20 protein-coding genes are annotated in these 22,878 nt (G+C 71.3%); 10 read left to right on the top strand and 10 right to left on the bottom strand.

Features of this window, described 5'->3' with window-relative positions:
- Positions 1-118 precede the first annotated feature (118 nt).
- The 5 genes from ACZ60T_RS17375 to miaA all read right to left on the bottom strand — a co-directional run bounded on the left by ACZ60T_RS17375 (position 119) and on the right by miaA (position 6,882).
- A complete protein-coding gene (locus ACZ60T_RS17375) occupies positions 119-1,615 on the bottom strand; it encodes a M1 family metallopeptidase (RefSeq protein ID WP_469666628.1) in 1,497 nt (498 codons plus the stop codon).
- 98 nt (positions 1,616-1,713) lie between these two features.
- Complete coding sequence (locus tag ACZ60T_RS17370) at positions 1,714-3,906, bottom strand: RelA/SpoT family protein (RefSeq protein ID WP_469666627.1); 2,193 nt, start codon at positions 3,904-3,906, stop codon at positions 1,714-1,716.
- 431 nt (positions 3,907-4,337) lie between these two features.
- The gene (gene dapF / locus ACZ60T_RS17365) at positions 4,338-5,222 is read right to left on the bottom strand and encodes a diaminopimelate epimerase (RefSeq protein ID WP_469666625.1); all 885 of its coding nucleotides are present in this window, start codon (positions 5,220-5,222) and stop codon (positions 4,338-4,340) included.
- An 88-nt stretch (positions 5,223-5,310) separates the two neighbouring features.
- Positions 5,311-5,838, bottom strand: coding sequence for a hypothetical protein (locus tag ACZ60T_RS17360; RefSeq protein ID WP_469666624.1), 528 nt, complete (start codon positions 5,836-5,838; stop codon positions 5,311-5,313).
- Between the two features lie 105 nt (positions 5,839-5,943).
- Positions 5,944-6,882 (bottom strand): tRNA (adenosine(37)-N6)-dimethylallyltransferase MiaA, encoded by a 939-nt coding sequence (miaA, locus tag ACZ60T_RS17355; RefSeq protein WP_469666622.1) that lies wholly within the window; start codon positions 6,880-6,882, stop codon positions 5,944-5,946.
- A 287-nt stretch (positions 6,883-7,169) separates the two neighbouring features.
- On the opposite strand from miaA, the gene ACZ60T_RS17350 reads away from it, so the two are divergent.
- Positions 7,170-7,436, top strand: coding sequence for an antitoxin (locus ACZ60T_RS17350; protein WP_252425840.1), 267 nt, complete (start codon positions 7,170-7,172; stop codon positions 7,434-7,436).
- Positions 7,437-7,595: 159 nt separating this feature from the next.
- Here the strand turns inward: ACZ60T_RS17350 and ACZ60T_RS17345 are convergent, their stop codons facing one another.
- The 3 genes from ACZ60T_RS17345 to ACZ60T_RS17335 form a co-directional block, all read right to left on the bottom strand.
- Positions 7,596-8,333: a class III extradiol dioxygenase subunit B-like domain-containing protein gene (locus tag ACZ60T_RS17345; RefSeq protein WP_469666620.1), complete on the bottom strand. Its 738-nt coding sequence runs from the start codon at positions 8,331-8,333 to the stop codon at positions 7,596-7,598.
- Between the two features lie 31 nt (positions 8,334-8,364).
- Complete coding sequence (gene miaB, locus ACZ60T_RS17340) at positions 8,365-9,885, bottom strand: tRNA (N6-isopentenyl adenosine(37)-C2)-methylthiotransferase MiaB (RefSeq protein ID WP_365623919.1); 1,521 nt, start codon at positions 9,883-9,885, stop codon at positions 8,365-8,367.
- Positions 9,886-9,988: 103 nt separating this feature from the next.
- On the bottom strand, positions 9,989-10,642 hold the full coding sequence (locus ACZ60T_RS17335; RefSeq protein WP_365623921.1) for a response regulator transcription factor: 654 nt from the start codon (positions 10,640-10,642) through the stop codon (positions 9,989-9,991).
- 242 nt (positions 10,643-10,884) lie between these two features.
- On the opposite strand from ACZ60T_RS17335, the gene ACZ60T_RS17330 reads away from it, so the two are divergent.
- The 4 genes from ACZ60T_RS17330 (at position 10,885) to ACZ60T_RS17315 (ending at position 14,764) form a co-directional block, all read left to right on the top strand.
- Positions 10,885-11,370 carry a cation:proton antiporter regulatory subunit gene (locus tag ACZ60T_RS17330; RefSeq protein WP_469666619.1) on the top strand — a complete coding sequence of 162 codons (486 nt, stop codon included), beginning with the start codon at positions 10,885-10,887 and terminating at the stop codon, positions 11,368-11,370.
- A gap of 3 nt (positions 11,371-11,373) precedes the next feature.
- A complete protein-coding gene (locus ACZ60T_RS17325) occupies positions 11,374-12,645 on the top strand; it encodes a cation:proton antiporter (protein WP_365623925.1) in 1,272 nt (423 codons plus the stop codon).
- A gap of 187 nt (positions 12,646-12,832) precedes the next feature.
- Positions 12,833-13,702, top strand: a complete 870-nt coding sequence (locus tag ACZ60T_RS17320; RefSeq protein ID WP_365623927.1) for an ion transporter — start codon at positions 12,833-12,835, stop codon at positions 13,700-13,702.
- Positions 13,703-13,765: 63 nt separating this feature from the next.
- On the top strand, positions 13,766-14,764 hold the full coding sequence (locus ACZ60T_RS17315) for a TAXI family TRAP transporter solute-binding subunit (RefSeq protein WP_469666618.1): 999 nt from the start codon (positions 13,766-13,768) through the stop codon (positions 14,762-14,764).
- Positions 14,765-14,805: 41 nt separating this feature from the next.
- Here the strand turns inward: ACZ60T_RS17315 and ACZ60T_RS17310 are convergent, their stop codons facing one another.
- A complete protein-coding gene (locus ACZ60T_RS17310) occupies positions 14,806-16,215 on the bottom strand; it encodes a sensor histidine kinase (protein WP_469666617.1) in 1,410 nt (469 codons plus the stop codon).
- A gap of 9 nt (positions 16,216-16,224) precedes the next feature.
- Positions 16,225-16,911, bottom strand: coding sequence for a response regulator transcription factor (locus tag ACZ60T_RS17305; protein ID WP_365623933.1), 687 nt, complete (start codon positions 16,909-16,911; stop codon positions 16,225-16,227).
- A gap of 382 nt (positions 16,912-17,293) precedes the next feature.
- On the opposite strand from ACZ60T_RS17305, the gene ACZ60T_RS17300 reads away from it, so the two are divergent.
- From ACZ60T_RS17300 to ACZ60T_RS17280, 5 genes are all read left to right on the top strand, one after another.
- Entirely contained in the window at positions 17,294-18,070 is a 777-nt protein-coding gene (locus ACZ60T_RS17300; protein WP_469666616.1) for an amino acid ABC transporter ATP-binding protein, read from the top strand.
- A gap of 146 nt (positions 18,071-18,216) precedes the next feature.
- Complete coding sequence (locus ACZ60T_RS17295) at positions 18,217-19,050, top strand: glutamate ABC transporter substrate-binding protein (RefSeq protein ID WP_365623935.1); 834 nt, start codon at positions 18,217-18,219, stop codon at positions 19,048-19,050.
- 75 nt (positions 19,051-19,125) lie between these two features.
- Positions 19,126-19,791 carry an amino acid ABC transporter permease gene (locus tag ACZ60T_RS17290; RefSeq protein ID WP_365623937.1) on the top strand — a complete coding sequence of 222 codons (666 nt, stop codon included), beginning with the start codon at positions 19,126-19,128 and terminating at the stop codon, positions 19,789-19,791.
- Positions 19,788-20,672 (top strand): amino acid ABC transporter permease, encoded by an 885-nt coding sequence (locus ACZ60T_RS17285; protein WP_469666615.1) that lies wholly within the window; start codon positions 19,788-19,790, stop codon positions 20,670-20,672. The genes ACZ60T_RS17290 and ACZ60T_RS17285 overlap by 4 nt, the downstream gene beginning before the upstream one ends.
- A gap of 173 nt (positions 20,673-20,845) precedes the next feature.
- Positions 20,846-22,558, top strand: a complete 1,713-nt coding sequence (locus tag ACZ60T_RS17280) for an FAD-dependent monooxygenase (protein WP_469666614.1) — start codon at positions 20,846-20,848, stop codon at positions 22,556-22,558.
- The last annotated feature ends 320 nt before the right edge of the window (positions 22,559-22,878 follow it).

Below are 22,878 nucleotides of genomic sequence, written 5' to 3'. Positions count from 1 at the left end.
GACTCGTCTCCTGTGACAACGCTCGGGTACCCCGGGAGATTCCCGGTCACCCCCGCCCCGCGGGCCGCGTCGCCGACCTGACGATGGTCGCACGGCACGGCCCGTCTCGTCATCCGGGTTACCGCCGCACAGGGGGCGGCGGGGTGGCGCTGCTCTTCCAGTCCCGGTGCCCCGGCATCGGCGGGGTCTTCGTGCCGTGGAGCCAGCCCTGGAAGAACGCGCTCAGGTCGCGCCCCGCCGTCCGGGACGCCAGGTGCTCGAAGTCGGCGGTGGTCGCCGAGCTGTCGCGGTGCAGCGCGACCCAGGCCCGCTCCAGCCGCTCGAAGGCGGGGGCGCCGATCTCCTGGCGCAGCGCGTACAGGACGAGCGCGCCGCCGTCGTACACGTTCGGGCGGAAGATGCTGATCTTCTGGCCGGGCTTGGGCCCCTTGGGCGCGGCGGGCGGGCCGCCCGTGGCGCGCCAGTAGTCGGAGAGGCCGTACGCCGCCTTCATCCGCTTCTCCATGGTCGGGCGGTGCGTGCTCTCCTGGACGTACAGGGCCTCGTACCAGGTGGCGTGGCCCTCGTTGAGCCACAGGTCGGACCAGGTGTGCGGGGAGACGCTGTCGCCGAACCACTGGTGGGACAGCTCGTGCACCATGAGCGACTCGACGTACCACTTCGGGTAGGCAGGCTCGGTGAACAGGCGCTTCTCGAAGAGGGAGAGCGTCTGGGTCTCGAGTTCGAACCCGGTCTTCGCCCGGACGATCAGCAGCCCGTAGCGCTCGAAGGGGTACGGGCCGACCTTGTTCTCCAGCCAGGCGATCTGGCCGGAGGTCTTCTTCAGCCACGGGGCGAGGGCCTCGCGGTCCTTGGCGGGGACGACGTCGCGCAGGGGCAGTCCGTGCGGTCCCTCGTGCCGCGTCACGGCGCTGCGGCCGATGGAGACCTGGGCGAGTTCGGTCGCCATGGGGTGGGCGGTGCGGTACGTCCAGGTGGTGGACCGCGCGGCGCGCCGGACCCCGGCCGGGAGGCCGTTCGCCACGGCCGTGTAGCCGTTCGGCGCGGTGACGCGGATGGTGAACATCGCCTTGTCGGAGGGGTGGTCGTTGCACGGGAAGACCAGGTGGGCGGCGTCGGCCTGGTTGGCCATCGCCAGTCCGTCGTCGGTCCGTACCCAGCCGCCGTCCTTGCCCTTGGGGGGCACGGGGTCGCTGGTGTGGCGCACGGTGATCCGCAGAGCGCCGCCCTCGGGGACCGGCACGGCCGGGGTGATCACCAGGTCCTCCCCGGTCCTGGTGAAGTCCGCGGGCGCGCCGTTGACGTCCACGGACCGCACGGTGCCGCGGGCGAAGTCGAGGTTGACGTGCTCCAGGGGCTCGGTGGCGCGGGCGAGCACGGTGGTGACGGCGGTGAGCGGCTTGTCGTTGCGGCCGGGATAGGTGAAGGACAGGTCGTACGCGCCCACGTCGTAGCCGGGGTTGCCGAGCGTCGGGAAGAGCCGGTCACCGATGCCCTGGGGGACGGCGGAGGTGGCGGGACTCGCGGCGATCAGGCAGACGGAGACGGCGGAGGCGAGCAGGGCCGCCCTGGCACGCCGGGCACGGGGGATCACGGAACGGGTGGTCTGCGGCATGGACCACGGCTACCAGCGCGCGTCGGCCCCATGGTGACGACGCGCGCCGTGCCACCCGAACGAGTGGGTCTCTGCTGGGCTGCCGCCCGAGTGGGTCTCTAGTGGGCTGCCGCCGCCGGGTGTTGGGCCCTGCTCACGTCGAACACGCCGGGGACGTCGCGCATCGCGCGCATCAGGGTCGGCAGGTGGGCGGCGTCGGGGAGTTGGAGGGTGTAGGTGTGCCGGACCCGTTGCTGGCTGGGGGGTTCGACGGTGGCGGAGACGATCGCGACGTTCTCCAGGGCGATGGCCTCGGTGAGGTCGGCGAGGAGATGCGGGCGCCCGAAGGACTCGGCGACGAGCGTCACCCGGCACTCGGTGGTGTCGCCCCAGCGCACGCCGATCTCCGCGCGCCCTGTGCTCTTCATGCGCGCCACTCCGGCGCATTCGACGCGATGGACCGTCACCACGCCGCCGCGTACGGCGAATCCGGTGACCTCGTCGGGCGGTACGGGCGTACAACAGCCCGCCAGGCGTACGGAGGCGCCGGGGAGATCGACGACGGCGTTGGCGTCGCGCGGGCCGGGTGCGTCCAGGGCGTCCGGGGTGGGGCGCGCGGGAAGCGCGGGCCGGCGCGCGGCGGGACCGGGCGCGCCCGTGTACCCGGCGGCTCCGGCGCGGGGTCGTGCCACGCCCGGTTCCGACGCGCCCTCGGCCGGGTCTCCGGGCAGCGGGTGCGCCGCCAGCCAGCGCTGGATGGCGATGCGCGCGGCGGGCGTGTGCGCGTGGTCCAGCCACTCGCGGGAGGGCTCGGAGGCCGGGTCCTGGCCCATGAGGAGCTGTACGGTGTCGCCGTCCTTCAGGACCGTACTCAGCGTCGCGAGGCGGCCGTTGACGCGGGCGCCGATGCACGCGTGCGCGTCCTCGCCGTACTGGGCGTACGCCGCGTCCACGCAACTCGCGCCCGCCGGGAGCCCGAGCGTTCCCCCGTCGGGGCGGAACACCGTGATCTCCCGGTCCTGGGCCAGGTCCTGGCGCAGCGTCGACCAGAACGTGTCGGTGTCCGGGGCCGCTTCCTGCCATTCGAGGAGCCGGGAGAGCCAGCCGGGGCGGGTGGGGTCGGCGCGCTCGCCGTCGGACGGGTCCTCGGCCCCGGGGGCGTAGGGGTTGCCGAGCGCGATCACCCCGGCCTCGGCGACCTTGTGCATCTGGTGGGTGCGGATGAGGACTTCGGCGACCTCGCCGTCCTTGCGCGCGACGGCGGTGTGCAGGGACTGGTAGAGGTTGAACTTGGGGACGGCGATGAAGTCCTTGAACTCCGAGACCACCGGGGTCATGCACGTGTGCAGTTCGCCGAGCACGCCGTAACAGTCGGCGTCGTCGTTCACGAGCACCAGCAGACGTCCGAAGTCCGCGCCGCGCAGCGGGCCGCGTTTGCGGGAGATGCGGTGGACGGAGACGAAGTGCCGTGGCCGGATGAGGACTTCGGAGGGGATCCCGGACTCGCGCAGGACCGCACGCACCTCCTCGGCCGTCTCGGTGAGCGGGTCGTCGCCGTGCGCCGTGTTCTTCGCGATCAGTTCTCTGGTGCGCTGACAGTCCTCGGGGCGCAGGATCGCGAAGACGAGGTCCTCGAGTTCGGTCTTGAGCGCCTGGACGCCGAGGCGTTCGGCGAGCGGGATGAGTACGTCGCGGGTGACCTTGGCGATGCGTTCCTGCTTCTCGGGGCGCATCACGCCGAGCGTGCGCATGTTGTGCAGCCGGTCGGCCAGTTTGATCGACATCACCCGGACGTCGTTGCCCGTGGCGACCAGCATCTTGCGGAAGGTCTCGGGTTCGGCCGCCGCGCCGTAGTCGACCTTCTCCAGTTTGGTGACGCCGTCGACGAGATAGCGCACCTCCTCGCCGAACTCCGCGCGCACCTGGTCGAGGGTCACCTCGGTGTCCTCGACGGTGTCGTGCAGCAGGGAGGCGGTCAACGTGGTGGTCTCGGCACCGAGTTCGGCGAGGATCAGGGTCACCGCGAGGGGGTGGGTGATGTACGGCTCACCGCTCTTGCGCATCTGGCCGCGGTGCGAGGACTCGGCCAACAGATAGGCGCGGCGCAGTGGTTCGAGGTCGGCGTCGGGGTGGTGGGCGCGGTGCGCCTCGGCGACGTGGCCGATGGCGTCGGGCAGCCGGTCGCGGGTGGCGGAGCCGAGCAGGGCGGCCCGGCCGAGACGGCGCAGGTCGATCCGGGGACGGCTCTTCCTGCGGTACACCCCGGGCGTCACGGTGACAGGGGTGGCAGGGTTCGTGGCCTCCGCACTCATTGGGCACCTCCGGCTGCGTGGACCGGTGGACGGAGTGCCCCATGGCAGACACGGCGCGGGGATGGCGACGGTCCCCCGTCCGGGCCGGTGCTTGATGCTATCGAGCCCATCACGCCCGCCCGACCGGCTCTCGCCGAGGAGGAACCGGATCACCCATTCGAGCGAACGTCCGAAGGTTTACGGAATCGCGCCATGGGAACGGACGCGGACCGTCGATTCGTATCCCTCCCCGCGCCCCGGGCTGCGGATCACGGCGTCGGAGGCGGCCGGAAGCTGCGATACGGAGCGCCGGACCGAGGTGGCCGACCTCGGTTTCCGGCCAGCCCCGACCGCGGACGATCACCCTCCGCGTGCCACACCGTGCTTCGGCGCGCCGCCTGTTCGCCCCCCAAGACGCCCTGGGGCGGCGCGAGTTCACGTAGCGGCTCCGGTCAGCGGGTGGCGGACGCCAGCCAGTCGGCGTCGATCTCGCCCTCGGCGACGATCACCGCCGGGCCCGTCATCTCGATCCCGCCGTCCGGATGTTCGGTGATCACCAGCGTGCCGCCGGGGACGTCCACGGTGTACGTCACCGGGGTGCCCGTCACCGCCGGGTCCGCGCCGTCGCGGCGGGCCGTGGCGACGGCCACCGCGCAGGCGCCCGTGCCGCACGAGCGGGTCTCGCCGGAGCCGCGCTCGTGGACGCGCATCGCCACGTGCCGGGGGGCGCGGTCGACCACGAACTCGATGTTGACCCCGCTCGGGTAGGCCGCTGCCGGGGTGAAGGACGGCGGGGTGAAGAGGTTGCCCGCGTGCGCGAGGTCGTCGACGAAGGCCACCGCGTGCGGGTTGCCCATGTTCACGTTGCGCGCGGGCCAGTCGCGCTCGCCGACGCGCACCGTGACCTCTCCGGCGGGCAGCAGCGCCTTGCCCATGCCGACGGTGATGTCACCCGCGCCGGCGGGCCCGGCCTTGGCGATGTGCATGGTCTTCACGCCGCCGCGGGTGGCGATCGCGACGTCGCCCTCGCTCACGTACCCGGCGCGCTGGAGGTAGCGCGCGAACACCCGCGAGCCGTTGCCGCACATCTCGGCGACCGAGCCGTCCGCGTTGCGGTAGTCCATGAACCACTCCGCCTCGTCGGCCATCTCCCGGGCCTCGGGGTGGGCGGCGGAGCGCACGACATGCAGCACACCGTCACCGCCGATACCCGCGCGCCGGTCGCACAGGGCGGCGACGGCGGCCGGGGACAGGTCGACGGAGTTCTCGGGGTCCGGGACGATCACGAAGTCGTTCTCGGTCCCGTGCCCCTTGAGGAAGGCGATCCGCGTGCTCATTCCACGATCGTACGGGGTCGGTAGGGACCGCGTGCGGCTAGGGGCCGCGCCCCCTGCCCCCTCCGCCAGGACCGTGCCCTGGTGGGGGTCAGCGCAGGCGGGCCACTCGCCATACCGCCAGGATCGTGACCGCCGCCACCACCACGGCGTACGCCAGGACGACGCGCCAGTCCGGGCGGCGGCCGGAGCCTCGCTGGGGCAGGCCCGGCCAGGTGTAGCCGACGCGGCGGGCGGCCATCATGCCCCAGCCGGCCGCGCAGGAGCAGATCAGCAGGCCGAGCATGGCGACCACGGCACCGCTGTCGCCGAACTCGAAGGCCAGCGGGAAGGCGAACATCAGGGAGCCGAGCGCCGCCAGTCCCACGATGGGGGCGAGCTGCCAGATCCGCAGTCGGCGCTGCGGACGCAGCTCGACCTCGACCTCGAGCCCGGAGGACAGCTCGTCCTCGTCGGGGCCGTCGTCGCTCACCGCGTCCGGAGGCTGCTCGTCGGGGCCGTCGGGGCTCAGCCGGTCCCCGTCGGAGGCCGGTCCGTACCCGTCGGGACCCCGCTGGTCCTCGTCTTCCGCGATGCCGTGCTCCGTGCCGTGTGCGGTGTCACGAGGGGCGGCCTCCATCGCCACGCGCCCTCCCAACTCTCGGACTCGATCGATCGACGCTCGATGATGGCACGCCACCACAGGCCCTCATGACGGCCGGAGCGTCCCGATGCCATCACGTGATCAGGCTGTAACCGCTCGTTCGACCAACGTCAGTGCCTGGTGCGGGAGTTCCCCGAGGTCCGCGGCCGCACCGCTGAGCCAGTGCACCCGCGGATCGCGCCGGAACCACGAGTCCTGACGGCGCGCGAAGCGCTTGGTGGCGCGCACGGTCTCGGCGCGCGCCTCCTCCAGCGTGCACTCCCCCGCGAGCGCCGAGAGCACCTGCTGATACCCGAGCGCGCGCGACGCCGTACGCCCCTCGCGCAGACCCTTCGCGGCCAGCTCGCGCACCTCGTCCACGAGCCCCGCCTCCCACATCCGGTCGACGCGGCGGGCGATGCGCTCGTCGAGTTCGGGGCGGGCCACGTCGACGCCGATCTGCACCGTGTCGTAGACGGAGTCATGGCCCGGGAGGTTCGCCGTGAAGGGCCGCCCGGTGATCTCGATGACCTCGAGCGCGCGCACGATACGGCGGCCGTTGCCGGGCAGGATCGCCTTCGCGGCCTCGGGGTCGGCGGCGGCCAGGCGCGCGTGCAGCGCCCCCGGGCCACGCAGCGCAAGTTCCTCCTCGAGGCGCGCGCGCACCTCGGGGTCGGTCCCCGGGAACTCCAGGTTGTCGACCGCGCCACGGACGTACAGCCCGGAGCCGCCGACCAGGACGGGCCAGCGGCCCTCGGCGAGCAGTGCGTCGATCCGCGCGCGGGCGAGCCGCTGGTACTCGGCGACGGACGCCGCGACCGTGACGTCCCAGATGTCCAGCAGGTGGTGCGGCACACCGCCGCGCTCCTCGAGCGTCAGCTTGGCGGTGCCGATGTCCATCCCCCGGTAGAGCTGCATGGAGTCGGCGTTGACGACCTCGCCACCGAGGCGCTGGGCAAGGAACACACCCAGATCTGACTTTCCGGCCGCGGTCGGTCCGACGACGGCGATGACCCGGGGCGCGGGGGCTGCACTACTCACCGCACCAGTCTCCCAAACCCCGGGACCGCTCCTCGAACCAGCCGGGTGAACAGCGCCGTCTCGGGCCGGATCCGACGAATACCGATCACTTGTTCGAGGTCGAACCAGCCGAGCCACGCGAGATTTCACCCGAACAGGTAACGTATGGAGTTGATATGGGCGTTTTCGCCAGAATTCTCCGGAGGTCGAGAACGACGGAAGGGACGCGGTCGGTGTCAGCGGAGGCCACGAAGCCGACGGCCGACGAGAGCGCCCGCACGTAACTCCCCTGTCAGGGAAGGTGGATCATGGGTCTCCTGGACAACCTGAAAGCCAAGCTCGGCCCTGCCAAGGACAAGGTCACCGACTTCGCGCAGCAGCACGAGGACAAGGTCGGGCAGGGCATCGAAAAGGCCGCGAAGATGGTCGACGAGAAGACCAAGGGCAAGTACAGCGACAAGATCCACACGGGCTCGGACAAGGCGAAACAGGCGATGGGGCGCATCGCGCACCCGGACACCGGTACGACGCCCGGCGGCCCGCCCTCGGACACGTCGCCGCCCCCCGGCATGTGACCGCACCCGTGCCCTGACAACGGACCACGGGACAACGAGACGCATCGCGGCGGACGACCGCACGGCGCACAGCCCCGGCCGTCCGCCGCGTCCCGCGTCCGTTCGCGTCCACGCCCACGTTCGTGCCCGCGTTCGCGCACGCGTTCGCGCACGCGTTCGTCACGCCCAGGCCGCCACCAGGTAGCCCACGCCGTACGGAGCGTCGTCGTACAGCAGGTCGCCGGTCAGACGCGCCGGTTCCGCCGCGCCCGCGAGGATCTGCCAGGGGGCCCGGCCCAGGGCCTTCAGCTCCTGGGCCAGACCCGCGTCCAGCGCCTTGAGGGCCGCGACGTCCGCCGCTCCCAACGCCCGCGCGACCTGCGCGTCGAAGCTCGCCGCGCGCTGGTCCAGATAGCCCGGCGCCTTCAGCGACCTGCAGGCGCTCGCGTCGCCCATGACCAGCAGCGCGACCCGCTCGTCCGGCGGCCCGGCGAGGTCCGCCCCCGTCCGGACGCATCGCTCAGAGGTCAGGGACTCCGCCACAGCGAACCCCTCGACGGGCGCCTCGGACCACCTCGCCCAGTCCAGCAGCCAGGCGGCGACGGCGAGCGAGGCCGGAAGCTCACGCCCCACCGGGAGCGCACGCCCCACCGGGTCCGTCCCGCCGTCCGTACCCAGCCGTACGTCGGTGTCGACGCCGAAGCCGCGGAACGAGCCGCGGGTCCCCGCCGGGTACGGGCCCTGCTCGCTCTCCTCGGCGGGGCCCACGACCACCAGCCGCCCGGGGTGCGCGGCGGCGAGCACCCGAAGGGCGTCCGCGCACGCGGCACGGGCGCCGTCCAGTTCGGATGCGGCGCCCGCGGCGACCTCGGGCACGAGCAGCGGCGGACAAGGGCAGACGGCGGCGGCGACAAGCATGCTGCGCAGCGTAACCCCGCCGGAGAGGACGTCAGTCGCCGCAGCCGCACGCCCCGGCGGGCGCCGTCGGCAGCGGCTCGGGCACACCGATCTTCGGCAGGCCCAGCAGCACACCGGCCGGCTTCGCGGCCTCGGCGGCGTTGCGCTTCTCCCAGGCGTCTCCCGCGCGCGTGCGGCGCACGCTCAGCGTGGGGCCCTCGGCGAGGAGGTGGTGCGGTGCGGCGTAGGTGATCTCGACGGTCACCACATCGCCGGGGCGCACCTCCTCGTCCGGCTTGGTGAAGTGGACCAGGCGGTTGTCGGGGGCGCGGCCGGACAGCCGGTGCGTGGCGCCGTCCTTGCGGCCCTCGCCCTCGGCGACCATCAGCTCCAGCGTGCGGCCGACCTGCTTCTTGTTCTCCTCCCAGGAGATCTCCTCCTGAAGGGCGACCAGGCGCTCGTAGCGCTCCTGGACGACCTCCTTGGGGATCTGGTCCTCCATGGTGGCGGCCGGGGTGCCGGGGCGCTTGGAGTACTGGAAGGTGAAGGCCTGGGCGAAGCGGGCCTCGCGGATCACGTGCAGCGTCTGCTCGAAGTCCTCCTCGGTCTCGCCCGGGAAGCCCACGATGATGTCGGTGGTGATCGCGGCGTGCGGGATGGCGGCGCGCACCTTCTCGATGATCCCCAGGTAGCGCTCCTGGCGGTACGAGCGGCGCATCGCCTTCAGGACCGTGTCGGAGCCGGACTGGAGCGGCATGTGGAGCTGCGGCATCACGCTCGGCGTCTCGGCCATGGCGGCGATGACGTCGTCGGTGAAGTCGCGCGGGTGCGGCGAGGTGAACCGGACGCGCTCCAGGCCCTCGATCGCGCCGCAGGCGCGCAGCAGCTTGCTGAAGGCCTCGCGGTCGCCGATGTCGGACCCGTACGCGTTGACGTTCTGCCCGAGGAGGGTGATCTCGGAGACGCCCTCGGCGACCAGCGCCTCGACCTCGGCCAGGATGTCGCCGGGGCGGCGGTCCTTCTCCTTGCCGCGCAGCGCCGGGACGATGCAGAAGGTGCAGGTGTTGTTGCAGCCGACGGAGATCGACACCCAGGCCGCGTAGGCGCTCTCGCGGCGGGTCGGCAGCGTCGAGGGGAAGGCCTCCAGCGACTCGGCGATCTCGACCTGCGCCTCTTCCTGGACGCGGGCGCGTTCGAGCAGGACGGGCAGCTTGCCGATGTTGTGCGTCCCGAAGACGACGTCCACCCAGGGCGCCTTCTTCACGATGGTGTCGCGGTCCTTCTGCGCGAGGCAGCCGCCGACGGCGATCTGCATGCCCGGCCGCGAGGCCTTCCTCGGCGCGAGGCGGCCGAGGTTGCCGTAGAGCCGGTTGTCGGCGTTCTCCCGTACGGCGCAGGTGTTGAAGACGACGACGTCGGCGTCGCCGTCGGAGTCCTCGGGGGCGCGCACGTACCCGGCGTCCTCGAGCAGCCCGGACAATCGCTCGGAGTCGTGGACGTTCATCTGGCACCCATAGGTGCGCACTTCGTATGTCTTGACGCCCACTGCCTGGCTCCGGTCGCTGCTGGTCATGCCTCCAGGGTAGGCGGTGTCGGGAGCGCCCCCTCCCGCGTGGCCGCCGGGGGCGGGCGGTCCGCCGCACCGGGCCGGGCCGCCGCTGCCTCCGACGAGCGGGTCAGGGCTCGATCAGGCCCGCGCGGATCGCATAGCGCGTGAGGTCCAGGCGGTCGCGCATGCCCAGCTTGTGCAGCAGGTTCGCGCGGTGCCGCTCGACCGTCTTCGCGCTGATGAAGAGGAGTTCGCCGATCTCCTTCGAGGTGTGGCCCTCGGCGACCAGCTTGAGGATCTCCTCCTCGCGATCGGTGATCGTCCGCTCGGGCAGGCCGTCGCCCCGGCGCAGGCGGTCGAGGTAGGTACGGACGAGGGCCCGCTCGACGCCGGGGCAGATGAACGACTCGTCGCGCATCGCCGCCCGGCACGCCTCGACCAGGTCGCGGTCGGCGACGGACTTCAGGACGTAGCCGCAGGCACCGGCCTTGAGCGCCTCGAAGAAGTACTGCTCGTTGTCGTGCATGGTCAGGAGCAGGATGCGCAGGCCGGGCCGTCTGCGGGAGAGTTCGCGGGCCGCCTGCAGCCCGGTCATCCTCGGCATGGCGATGTCCAGGACCGCGAGGTCGATCTCCGTGGTGCGGCTCAGCGCCACGGCCTCGGCACCGTCACCGGCCTCGGCGACGACCGTGAGGTCCGGTTCGGCGTCCAGGATGAGACGTACACCACGGCGTACGAGCGCGTGGTCGTCGGCGAGCAGGACCCGGGTCGGCGCCCTCATCGGCGACCGCCTCCGGTCGCCGCACCCACACCCGTCGCGTCACCGGGTCGCCAACTGGCCTTGTTCCCTGGGCAGTCAGACGGGCCGTCACCGGCCGGCCGCCACGCGTGTACCCCCGTGACCCTGCCCGCCGTGCGCTCTCCGCGTCCATCCGTCATGACACCCATAGGAACACCGTACGAGGAATGACAGCATGGCAGCCTGGTACGCACACCCGTACAACCATCAGCAAGGGAAGAAACGTGCCTTCTCCACGCCTCCGGACAACGCCGCTGCCCGGCATCGGGGTCCAGTACGACCTCGTGACCCGAGAGAACCGCCATCTGTCGGTGGTGGCTCACCGGGACGGCGCCCGCACCGTGAGCGTGTACCGGGCCGACGACCCCGACTCCTGTGCCCAGTCGCTGCGCCTGTCCGGCTCCGAGGCGGGCGCGCTGATCGACGCCCTCAAGCCGTCCCACCACAGCGCCAGCCTGCTCTACACCACCGACCTCGGACTGGTCGCCGAGCGCATCGAGGTGTCGGCCACCTCCCGCTGGAACGGGCGGCTGCTGGGCGACACCCGGATGCGGACCGAGACCGGGACGTCGATCGTGGCGGTGCTGCGCCGCGCCGAGGCGATCCCCTCGCCGACGCCGGACTTCCGGCTCGCGGGCGGCGACCGGCTCATCGTGATCGGTACCCGCGAGGGCGTGGACGCCGCCGTGGCGATCCTCGGGCAGGAGTGACGGGTGCACTCCGCTGTCCTGCTGATCGAGTTCGGTTCCATCATCCTCGCCCTCGGCCTGCTCGGCCGGTTCGCCGCCAGGCTGCGGTTCTCCCCGATCCCGCTCTACCTCCTCGCGGGTCTCGCCTTCGGTGAGGGCGGGCTCCTCCCGCTCGGCGCGAGCGAGGAGTTCGTCGCGACGGGCGCCGAAATCGGCGTCATCCTGCTGCTGTTGATGCTCGGCCTGGAGTACACGGCCAGCGATCTCGTCTCCAACCTCAAGACGCACTACCCCTCGGGCCTGGTCGACTGCGCGCTCAACGCGCTGCCCGGCGCGCTCGCCGCGCTGCTGCTCGGCTGGGGCCCGGTGGCCGCCGTGGTCCTCGCGGGCGTGACCTGGATCTCGTCCTCGGGTGTCATCGCGAAGGTGCTCAACGACCTGGGCCGGGTCGGCAACCGTGAGACACCGGTGATCCTCAGCATCCTCGTCCTCGAGGACCTGGCGATGGCCGTGTACCTCCCGATCATCACCGCGCTGGTGGCCGGGGCGGGTCTGGCGGCCGGAAGCCTGACACTGGCGGTCGCGCTGGGCGTGGCCGGGCTTGTCCTGTTCGTGGCCGTCCGCTACGGCCGGGTCATATCCCGGTTCGTCTCCAGCGACGACCCGGAGAAGCTGCTGCTGGTCGTGCTCGGTCTGACGATCCTGGTCGCGGGCATAGCCCAGCAGCTCCAGGTGTCGGCGGCGGTCGGCGCGTTCCTCGTCGGCATCGCGCTGTCGGGTGAGGTCGCGGAGGGCGCGCACACGCTGCTCAGCCCGCTGCGGGACCTGTTCGCGGCGATGTTCTTCGTCTTCTTCGGGCTGCACACCGACCCGAACAGCATCCCGCCGGTCCTGCTGCCCGCGCTCGCGCTGGCCGCGGTCACCACGCTGACCAAGATCGCGACGGGGTACTGGGCGGCCCGCCGCGCCGGGATCTCCGTCAAGGGCCGCTGGCGGGCGGGCGGCGCGCTCGTGGCGCGCGGCGAGTTCTCGATCGTCATCGCGGGGCTCGCGGTGACGGCGGGCATCGAGCCCTCGCTCGGCCCGCTGGCGACGGCGTACGTCCTGATCCTCGTCATCCTCGGCCCGCTGACGGCCCGGTTCGCCGAGCCCCTGGCATCGCGGCTGACCGGCGCCCTCGGCCGCGGACGCCCCGCGCCACAGCCGGTGGCGGCGGAGGGCGAGCCGGACCTCGCGCCCGACGACGAGGCGAGTGACGCGGCTCACAGCAACTCGGAGGCCGCTCGCAACAGTTGAACCGAGGCGACAGGAGGGCCGACCGAGAGCCGCGGACGCGGGTCGTGGTCGGCCCTTCGGCTGCCCACCACCTGTGACCCCATGAACTGCGGTGTTGTAGAAGTCTCTCCAGAAACATGATCACCAAGAGGCCCGCCCGTCACCCCTGTCGGCGGCGCCCCGCGGTACGGAGGGACAGACGAGAACGATGACGGACGTGACCGCGGGGCGGCTCTCCGCCCGCGAGACACTGGCGCGGCACTGCCGTGACCTCACCGAGAGACGCTGGTTCGCCGTCACCGTCTTCACTCTGATCCTGGTGAACGCCGGGCTCCTCGGGCTGGAGACGTACAGCGGGGTGGCCGCGGAGTGGCACCACTGGTTACGGCTGGCCGAACACCTCTGTGTCGCCGCGTTCACCGTGGAGATCCTGCTGCGGCTCGCGGCCCACGCGGACCGCCCCGCGGACTTCTTCCGCGACCCGTGGAACCTGTTCGACCTCCTCGTCGTGGTGAGCGCGTTCCTGCCGCTGGTCCGCGAGAACACCACTGTCCTACGGCTCCTGCGGCTGGCCCGCGTGCTGCGCACCGCCCGCTTCCTGCCCCAACTGCGCATCATCATGATGGCCGTCGTCCGCAGCCTCCCCGGCACCCTGAGCTTCCTGCTGGTCGGGGCCCTGCTGCTGTATGTGTACGCCATGATCGGCTGGGTCTTCTTCGCCCGCGCCGACCCCGAGCACTACGGCTCCATCGGCCGCGCGGTCCTCACCCTCTTCCTGCTGATGACCCTGGACGGCATCGGCGACGCGGTCCACGCCGGACTGGAGGTCTCGCGCTGGAGCATCGTCTACTACGCCTCGTACGTCCTGCTCGCCTCCTTCGTCCTCGTCAACGTCCTGATCGGCGTCGTCATCACCTCCCTCGACGAGGCCCGCGACATGGAGCGGACGCACCAACGCGCGCCCGCCGAGCCGTCGTCGGCCCTGCGCGACCGCATCGCCACGGCCCGCCGCGCGCTGGACGACCTGGAACGCGAACTCGACCTGGGACGCCCGCCCGAATCCGGGCGGCCGCGGTAGGAACTTCCCTTGTGTGACCCTTGCCCTGGTCAGCGGAGCGTGCGGGCTGGCAGGATCGCGCTCATGCTCCAGGCACTCCCCCGTATCGGCAGGCGCCGCGCGCTGCTCGGCTCCGTCGCCGTGTGCGCGGTCCTCGGACTGCTGCTGTGGTGGCTGCTGCCGATCGGCCCGAACTCCCCGAAGGGCACGGTCACCTTCAGCACGGGCACCCCGACCGGCGTCTACCAGAAGTACGGCGTCCTGCTGCGGACCGCGATCGACAAGGACCTGCCGGGGCTGGACGTACGGCTGCTGAACAGCGACGGATCGCAGGAGAACGTACGGCGCGTGGCCACGGGCAAGGCGGACTTCACGATCGCGGCGGCCGACGCGGTGGAGGCGTACATCCTGGAGGACGGGCCGGGCGCCGACCGGCTGCGCGGCTGCGCACGGCTGTACGACGACTATGTGCACCTGGTGGTGCCGCGCTCCTCGCCCGTGCAGTCCGTGGCCGACCTCAAGGGCCGTACGGTCGCCGTGGGTCCCGGCGGGTCGGGGGTCCGGCTGATCGCCGACCATGTGCTCGCGGCGGCGGGACTCGACCCGAAGACGGACATCACGCCCCACCCCGCCGGGATCGGCACCATGCCCGCGCTGCTGAAGGAGGGCCGGATCGACGCGTTCTTCTGGTCGGGCGGGCTGCCCACCGGCGCGATCACGCAGCTCTCGCAGCAGTCCGCGGTCCGGCTGGTGCCGATCGGCAGCGATCTGGTGACCAAGCTGCACGCGCAGGGCGGCGGCTCGCGGTACTACCGGGCCGCGGTGATGCCCGCCGACGCCTATCCCCCGGCCGAGAACGGCTCCTCGGTGCAGACCCTGGCCGTCGCGAACGTCCTCGTGACCCGCGCGGACATGGACGCGGACCTCACCGAGAAGCTCACCCGCGCGGTGATCGACAGCCGCGACCGCATCGGCGCCCAGGTCCACGCGGCCCAACTGGTGGACCTGCGCTCGGCGATCTACACGGACCCGCTGGAACTGCACGAGGGGGCGCGGCGGTACTACCGGTCGGTGAAGCCGTGATGTCGTGAGTGGGCCCTCCCCGCTCTCGGCCGCCGGATCTCTCAGCCGTCGGACCGGCCGACCCGCGGCACCGTCACCGTCACCGTCAGGCCGTGCGGCTCGTGGTGCGCGTACGCGATCGACCCGCCGCCCGCCGCCAGCAGCGCCCGCGAGATCGACAGCCCGAGCCCCGACCCCTTGATGTTCTGATGCGCCGGGCTGCGCCAGAACCGGTCGCCGACGCGGGCCAGTTCCTCCTCGCCGAGGCCCGGACCGCCGTCGGTGACCACCACCGTGGCGCTCTCGCCCGTCGCCTCCACCCGTACCTCGACGCGCTCCCCCTCGGGCGTGAACTTCACCGCGTTGTCGATCACCGCGTCCAGCGCGCTGGACAGCGTGACCGGGTCGGCCCAGGCCGTGGTGGCCGGGCAACTCCCGGTCAGCCGTACGCCCTTGGCCCGCGCGCTCGGCTCCCAGGCCGCGACCCGCTCGGCGGCCAGCGCGCCGATGTCGGTGATCTGGAGGTCCGCCTCGGCGTGTTCGGCGAGCGCCAGGTCGAGCAGGTCGTCCAGGACCTCCGCGAGGCGCTTGCCCTCCGTACGCACCGACGCGATCTCCTCGTTGCCCTCGGGCAGTTCGAGAGCGAGCAGCTCGATACGCAGCAGCAGCGCGGACAGCGGGTTGCGCAACTGGTGGGAGGCGTCGGCCACGAAGGCGCGCTGCTGCTCCAACACGCTCTCGACGTTGTCCGCCATCTCGTTGAACGACCGGGCCAGGCGCCGGAGTTCGGGCGGTCCACCGGCCGCGGCGACCCGGGACTTCAGGCTGCCGGTCGCGATGTCATGGGTCGTGGCGTCCAGGATCCGTACGGGCTTGAGCACCCAGCCGGTCAGCCGCAGCGCCGCCCCCACGGCGAGCAGCATCGCCGCGAACTCACCGGCCCCGATGAGCAGCCAGCCGTGCAGGATCTGCGAGCGCAGCCGCCCGGTGGGCGAGTCGGTGACGACGACGGCGACCACGTCACCGTCGCGGATGACCGGGGAGGCGACCACGAGTCCGCCGCGCTGCCACGGCCAGACCTGCTCGGGGTCGTGGCTGCGGCGGCCCAGCAGGGCTTCGTTGAAGGCGTCGCGGCCCTCGCCCACCTTGGGCAGGTACCAGGTCTCGGGCGCGTTGGCCATCGGCAGGTCGTCGCGGTAGAACACCCCGGCCCGGATGCCGTACACGCTGTAGTACATGGCGAGTTCCTTGCGCAGGGTCTCGCCGCGCTCGTCCGTGACGCCCACGCGGGAGCCGGTGGGCCGGTCGGTGACGAACTGCGCGAGGGCCGCGAAGCGCGCGGTGTCGTCGATCCGGTCGACCACGACGCGCTGCTGCTCGGCCGCCGCGAGGCTCGCGGCGAGCGGCACGCCGAGCGCCAGCAGCACGGCCGCCATGAGGACGATGAGCAGCGGCAGGAGTCGTGCGCGCACGCGGGCCCGCTAGGCGGCCGGGGCGACGAGCCGGTACCCGACGCCCCGCACGGTCTCGATCAGCGCGGGCATCCGCAGCTTGGAGCGCAGGGAGGCGACATGCACCTCCAGGGTGCGCCCGGTCCCCTCCCAACTGGTGCGCCACACCTCGCTGATGATCTGCTCGCGGCGGAAGACCACTCCGGGGCGCTGGGCCAGCAGGGCGAGCAGATCGAACTCCTTGCGGGTCAACTGGACCGGCGCGCCCTCCACGCTGACCTGGCGGGTGGGCAGTTCGATGCGTACGGGGCCGAGGTGCAGCACGGTGCGGGTGGCGCCCGTGTCGTCCTGGTGCGGGGTGCGGCGGCTGACGGCGTGGATCCGCGCGAGGAGTTCGCCGGTGTCGTACGGCTTGACCACGTAGTCGTCGGCGCCGAGGTTGAGGCCGTGGATACGGGAGCGGACGTCGGCGCGCGCGGTCACCATGATCACCGGGGTGCTGGTGCGCTTGCGGATCTTGCCGCACACCTCGTACCCGTCCTGGTCGGGCAGGCCCAGGTCGAGCAGGACGACGCCGAAGCAGGTGCCCTCGGGGACCAGCGCCTGGAGGGCCTCCTCACCGCTGCGGGCATGGGTGACGTCGAAGCCGTGCCGGGACAGGATCGCGGACAGGGCGGCGGCGACGTGGTTGTCGTCCTCGACGAGAAGCAGTCTCATGCCGGCCTCCTGTTCGTTCTGCCCTGTCACTTGCGTTCCGCGCCGCCCCCGCGCGGCGTTCTGCGTGTCGCCGCTGCGAGGCGCCCCGCACTGTCATCGCCACGCGTCCTGCACTGTCATCGCGAGGCGTCCTGCGAGCGAACGCGAGCACACGCGCGCGTGCACCATGGCAGTGACGCCGATGAACACGGGCCCCGTCAAGGGTTTTCCGGTTGCAAACGTCTTTCCGTTATCCAGCCGGTACGCCTCCTCGCGCACCGGATACCCCAAGTGTCCGGCCGCTACCGGATTGTGATGCTCAGATCTCCCTCAGATGTAATGACGCAGGTCGCGCGGCTCACTACTGTCCTCCGAAACCGAGTGAGGACGGAGCCAGCCAGCAATGACCGAAGCATCAATGGTCAAGGAGTCGGTGTCCGCGACCGACGAACTGGTCGCCCTGAAGAGTGTCAACAAGCACTTCGGCGCGTTGCACGTGCTCCAGGACATCGACTTGACCATCGCCCGCGGCGAGGTCGTCGTGGTCATCGGACCCTCAGGGTCGGGCAAGTCCACCCTGTGCCGCACCATCAACCGCCTGGAGACGATAGATTCCGGCGAGATCCTGATCGACGGCAAGCCGCTGCCCCAGGAGGGCAAGGAGCTGGCCCGGCTGCGTGCCGACGTCGGCATGGTCTTCCAGTCCTTCAACCTCTTCGCGCACAAGACGGTGCTCGAGAACGTGATGCTGGGGCAGATCAAGGTCCGCAAGGCCGACAAGCAGGCGGCCGAGGAGAAGGCGCGGACCCTGCTGGACCGGGTCGGCGTCGGCACCCAGGCCGACAAGTACCCCGCGCAGTTGTCCGGTGGCCAGCAGCAGCGCGTGGCGATCGCCCGTGCGCTGGCGATGGACCCCAAGGTCATCCTGTTCGACGAGCCGACGTCGGCGCTGGACCCGGAGATGATCAACGAGGTGCTGGAGGTCATGCAGCAGCTCGCCAGGGACGGCATGACCATGGTCGTCGTCACCCATGAGATGGGCTTCGCCCGGTCGGCCGCCAACCGAGTGGTGTTCATGGCCGACGGCCGCATCGTCGAGGAGGCGGCGCCGGAACAGTTCTTCAGCAACCCGCGCAGCGACCGGGCGAAGGACTTCCTGTCGAAGATCCTGCACCACTGACGCCTGACGCCTGACGACCGACGTACGTCAACGCCGCCACCGGCGATCCACGTCACCGGCCGCCGACGGTCCGCCTCCCCGGACCGCCGGCGGCCCGCTTCACGGACCTCGGTCCGCATCTCTTCACCACGCAAAGGATGTTCACCATGAAGCTCCGCAAGGTCACCGCGGCCACGGCCGTCGTTCTCGCCCTCGCCGCCACGGCCACCGCGTGTGGTTCGGACGACAAGAGCGACGGCGGTTCCTCCGGCGGCAAGACGATCAAGATCGGCATCAAGTTCGACCAGCCCGGTCTCGGTCAGAAGACGCCGTCGGGCTACACCGGCTTCGACGTGGACGTCGCCACGTACGTCGCCAAGCAGCTCGGTTACGACAAGGACCACATCGAGTGGAAGGAGTCGAAGAGCGCCGACCGCGAGACCATGCTCCAGCGCGGCGACGTCGACTTCATCGCGGCCACGTACTCGATCACCCCGGAGCGCGAGGCGAAGGTCGACTTCGCCGGTCCGTACCTGCTCGCCCACCAGGACGTGCTGCTGCGTGCCGACGACAACAGCATCAAGGCGCCCTCCGACCTGAACTCGAAGAAGCTGTGCTCGGTGACGGGCTCGACCTCGGCGCAGAACGTCCACGACAAGCTTGCCCCGAAGGCCAACCTCAAGGAGTACCCGACGTACTCGGCCTGTCTGACGGGTCTGCAGAACAAGGCCATCGACGCGCTGACCACCGACGACTCGATCCTCGCCGGTTACGCCTCGCAGGCCGCCTTCAAGGGCAAGTTCAAGCTCGGCGGCTTCAAGATGACGAACGAAAACTACGGCATCGGCGTCAAGAAGGGCAGCGACCTCAAGGCGAAGATCAACACCGCCCTGGAGAAGATGGTCTCGGACGGTTCGTGGAAGAAGGCCGTGGACGACAACTTCGGTCCCGCGAACTACAAGAACGAGCCCGCGCCGAAGATCGGCAACATCGTCAAGTAATCCGGGCCTGACGTGGTGTGCCGCCCCTGGGGGCGGCACACCGGGCCTGTCCGACACGCGGAAGCGCGGGACCTCATGTTCGACTTTCTTGATCACTACAACCTGCTGGGAGCGTTCTGGAAGACGGTGCAACTCACCGTCCTCTCCGCGATCGGCTCCCTGATCTGGGGCACGGTGCTGGCCGCCATGCGGGTCGGCCCGGTGCCGGTGATGCGCGGTTTCGGGACCGCGTACGTGAACATCGTGCGCAACACCCCGCTGACCGTGATCATCCTGTTCAGCTCACTGGGCCTCAACGACACCCTCGGCATCAGCCTCGGCGCGACCGACTTCAAGGTCATCGGCTTCCGGCTCGCCGTGCTCGGCCTGACCGCCTACACCTCGGCGTTCGTGTGCGAGGCGCTGCGGGCAGGCATCAACACCGTGCCCGTCGGACAGGCGGAGGCGGCCCGTGCGCTGGGGCTGAACTTCATCCAGGTCCTCACCCTGGTGGTGCTGCCGCAGGCGTTCCGCGCGGTCGTGGGCCCGCTGACCAACGTCCTGATCGCGCTCACCAAGAACACCACGGTGGCGGCGGCGATCGGTGTCGGCGAGGCGGCCCTGCTCATGAAGCAGATGATCGAGAACGAGGCCCAACTGCTGCTGATCTCCGCCGTGATCGCCTTCGGGTTCGTGTGTCTGACGCTGCCGACCGGCCTGATCCTCGGCTGGGTGGGCAAGAAGGTGGCGGTGAAGCGATGAGTTCCGTCCTGTACGACGCCCAGGGCCCTCGGGCCAAGCGGCGCAACATCCTCTACACGGTGGGCTTCCTGCTCGTCATGGCCGCCGTGCTGTGGTGGGTGATCAGCGGTCTCAACGACAAGGAACAGCTCACCTGGGAGAAGTGGAAGCCGTTCCTCGGCGGCACCGAGGCATGGTCCACGTACATCTGGCCGGGCCTGAAGAACACCCTTGAGGCGGCGGCCCTGTCGATGATCATCGCGCTGCCGCTCGGCGCGGTCCTCGGCATCGCCCGGCTCTCGGAGCACGCCTGGGTGCGCGTTCCGGTCGCGATCGTGGTCGAGTTCTTCCGGGCCATCCCGGTGCTCGTCCTCATGATCTTCGGCCTCGCGCTGTTCGCCGAGTACACCACCGTCGGCTCGGACGACCGTCCGCTGTACGCCGTGGTCACGGGCCTGGTCCTCTACAACGCCTCGGTCCTCGCGGAGATCGTCCGCGCGGGCATCCAGTCCCTGCCGAAGGGTCAGGGCGAGGCCGCGCTGGCGATCGGTCTGCGCAAGAACCAGGTGATGCGGTTCATCCTGCTGCCGCAGGCGGTCACGGCGATGCTGCCCGCGATCATCAGCCAGCTCGTGGTGATCGTGAAGGACACGGCGCTCGGTGGCGCGGTCCTCACCTTCCCCGACCTGCTGGCCGCCGTCTCGCCGATGAGCTCGTACTACGGCGCCAACACCATCGCCAGCTTCACGATCGTGGCGCTCATCTTCATCGCCATCAACTTCTCGCTCACGAGCTTCGCGAGCTGGCTGGAGAAGCGGCTGCGCCGGGGCAAGAAGTCGACCGGAGCGGTGCTGCCCGCGGCGGCGGTCGCGGGGGCCGAGTCGACCGGGGCGTCTGCCTGACGACGGCTCAATCCTGTTGCTCTACGGGGGCGGTGGCGTACCTGCCACCGCCCCCGTCGCTTGACGCGGACAGCGGCAGTGGGTTGCATACGTTCTGTGATCGTGCACCCCGCTCCAACTGGTAGTTCCGTTGTGTTCCTCATGATGTCGCTCAGGGCGGGGGGCGCCGCGCCGTGGACCCGGTGATCATCGTCGGAGCGGGGCCTGTCGGGCTGTCGCTCGCGCTGGCGCTGGCCCGCCAGGACGTACCGTCCGTGGTCCTCGACGAGGGCTCGGGCGCGGACGAACAGCGCGCCGCGCGCACGGTCGTACTGCACGAGGACACCGCCGCCCTGATGGAACGGCTGACGTCGACGCCGCTCGACACGGCGGGGCTGCGCTGGAGCGGCTGGCGGTCGATGCGGCGCAAGCAGGTGACGCGGGAGGTCACGTTCCAAATCACCGGTAGCGCGCCGGAGTCGGAGGGCTCCGGGCGCGCCGAGGGCCGGAAGGGCGACGGAGGCGGCGAGGGCCGCAAGGCCGGCGGCGGTGCCCTGGAGGGGGGCGTGGCCCCGCTGCACATCGCCCAGCACGCCCTCACCGCCGCCCTGCGCCGGGCCATCGCCGGTGAGCGGCTGATCAGGGTCGTTGTGGAGAGCCGCCTGGACGGCCTCGAACAGGAGCCGTCCGGCGTCATGGCCCACACCCGCGGCCCCAACGGCACCTGGTGGCGCGGCAGTTACCTGGTCGGCTGCGACGGAGCGCGGTCGACGGTGCGCAAGCTGCTCGACATCCGCTTCCCGGGCCGAACGGCCGTGGAGCGGCACGCCGTTGCGGCGCTGCGCACGCAACTTCCCCGTCCTGGCGAGGCGTTGCTGCACCGCACGCCGCCGTGGCGGACCTCGGGGCCCTCGGTCGGCGAGGTCACGGCACGCCCGCTGCCCGACGACCTCTGGCGCCTGGACTGGCTGTTGCCGCCCGGCAAGGACCTGGTCACGCCCGATGTGCTGCTGACCCTGGTCCGGGAGACCCTCGCGGGCTGGAGCGGCGACGCGGAGCCCGTGTACGACCTGCTGGACACGGGGGTTCACCTGGTCCACCACCGGCTCGCCCGCCGGTGGCGCGCCGACCGGGTCTTCCTCGCCGGGGACGCCGCGCATCTGCTCGGCGCGCTCGGCACGCAGGGCTTGGACGAGGGCCTCCGGGACGTCGACAACCTCGCCTGGAAGCTGGCCGTCGCCTGGCACCACGGCCCGCACGAGGAGCTGCTCGACAGCTACCAGACGGAGCGCCGCGCGGTGGTCGCGGCCCGGCTGCGCACCGCCGACCAGGCACTTCCGTCGTTGCGCGGCGGGAAGAACCTGCGTGCGTACGTGTCCGGGTCCGCCCGCGGCCGGGACGCGCTGCTCGCGGACGGCCATCTGGGACGCGGCGCACTGGGCGCACCGGGGGCGTACACGGCGTCGCCGCTCACACCGGCGCACACCGATTCTGCGGTTCGGCTGGAAACCGAGCCCGGGGCACAGGTCGTGGACGTACGGGTGACGGCGGAGGACGGCTCCTTCGTACGGCTCCGCGACCGACTGGGGCGCGGCGCGCTGCTGGTGGTGCTGGTCGCTCCGGGCACGGGCGTGTGGGACCGCAAGCACTGGGTGTCGGCCGGGCTCATGCCTCGCCTGGCGGCGGCGGTGACGGCCCTGCCGCATCCGGCGGAACTGCTCGTCACCGAGGACTACCCGGGCGCGGCGGCCCACACGGTCCTCCTGATCCGCCCGGACGGCCACCTGGTCACAGCCCTGAACGGCGTCCGCCCCTCGGAGCTGTACGGAGCGGCGGAGGCGACACTGGGCGCCCCGACGAAGACAGAGGCACCGCCGGAGGCGGAGGCTACGGCCAAGGCGAGCTGACGGGCGGCGAGTTGACCGGGGCGGAGGCAGCGGCGGAGGCGAGCTGACCGGAGCGGGGCGGCTCAGTCGGGCATGGGATGCACGGCACAGGGACGCGGTCTCCATGTCGTCCGTCCGTATGGTGACGGCCAGTTGACCGGTTCACACCACCGTGGTGTACTCCGGATCATGACTGACACCTGCGTACGCCTGTGGCGGAAGGTCCATCTGGACCTCGTCCGTTATGCGGGCTGCGTGTGTCATCCGTCCTGCTGAACCCCTCCCCCCTTCACCTGCGCGCCATGGCCCTACCGCGGCGCGCTCTCACGCGCACGCCCGAG

The sequence above is a fragment of the Streptomyces sp. NPDC104371 genome (assembly GCF_055583785.1).
This window is presented reverse-complemented; position numbering and strand designations above follow the sequence as displayed.

What these genes read in the sequence shown, in the direction of transcription:
- ACZ60T_RS17375 (WP_469666628.1), bottom strand. Translation starts at nt 1,615, where the DNA reads ATGCCGCAGACCACCCGTTCCGTGATCCCCCGTGCCCGGCGTGCCAGG.
- ACZ60T_RS17370 (WP_469666627.1), bottom strand. Translation starts at nt 3,906, where the DNA reads ATGAGTGCGGAGGCCACGAACCCTGCCACCCCTGTCACCGTGACGCCC.
- dapF (WP_469666625.1), bottom strand. Translation starts at nt 5,222, where the DNA reads ATGAGCACGCGGATCGCCTTCCTCAAGGGGCACGGGACCGAGAACGAC.
- ACZ60T_RS17360 (WP_469666624.1), bottom strand. Translation starts at nt 5,838, where the DNA reads ATGGAGGCCGCCCCTCGTGACACCGCACACGGCACGGAGCACGGCATC.
- ACZ60T_RS17350 (WP_252425840.1), top strand. Translation starts at nt 7,170, where the DNA reads ATGGGTCTCCTGGACAACCTGAAAGCCAAGCTCGGCCCTGCCAAGGAC.
- ACZ60T_RS17345 (WP_469666620.1), bottom strand. Translation starts at nt 8,333, where the DNA reads ATGCTTGTCGCCGCCGCCGTCTGCCCTTGTCCGCCGCTGCTCGTGCCC.
- miaB (WP_365623919.1), bottom strand. Translation starts at nt 9,885, where the DNA reads ATGACCAGCAGCGACCGGAGCCAGGCAGTGGGCGTCAAGACATACGAA.
- ACZ60T_RS17335 (WP_365623921.1), bottom strand. Translation starts at nt 10,642, where the DNA reads ATGAGGGCGCCGACCCGGGTCCTGCTCGCCGACGACCACGCGCTCGTA.
- ACZ60T_RS17320 (WP_365623927.1), top strand. Translation starts at nt 12,833, where the DNA reads ATGACGGACGTGACCGCGGGGCGGCTCTCCGCCCGCGAGACACTGGCG.
- ACZ60T_RS17315 (WP_469666618.1), top strand. Translation starts at nt 13,766, where the DNA reads ATGCTCCAGGCACTCCCCCGTATCGGCAGGCGCCGCGCGCTGCTCGGC.
- ACZ60T_RS17305 (WP_365623933.1), bottom strand. Translation starts at nt 16,911, where the DNA reads ATGAGACTGCTTCTCGTCGAGGACGACAACCACGTCGCCGCCGCCCTG.
- ACZ60T_RS17300 (WP_469666616.1), top strand. Translation starts at nt 17,294, where the DNA reads ATGACCGAAGCATCAATGGTCAAGGAGTCGGTGTCCGCGACCGACGAA.
- ACZ60T_RS17295 (WP_365623935.1), top strand. Translation starts at nt 18,217, where the DNA reads ATGAAGCTCCGCAAGGTCACCGCGGCCACGGCCGTCGTTCTCGCCCTC.
- ACZ60T_RS17290 (WP_365623937.1), top strand. Translation starts at nt 19,126, where the DNA reads ATGTTCGACTTTCTTGATCACTACAACCTGCTGGGAGCGTTCTGGAAG.
- ACZ60T_RS17285 (WP_469666615.1), top strand. Translation starts at nt 19,788, where the DNA reads ATGAGTTCCGTCCTGTACGACGCCCAGGGCCCTCGGGCCAAGCGGCGC.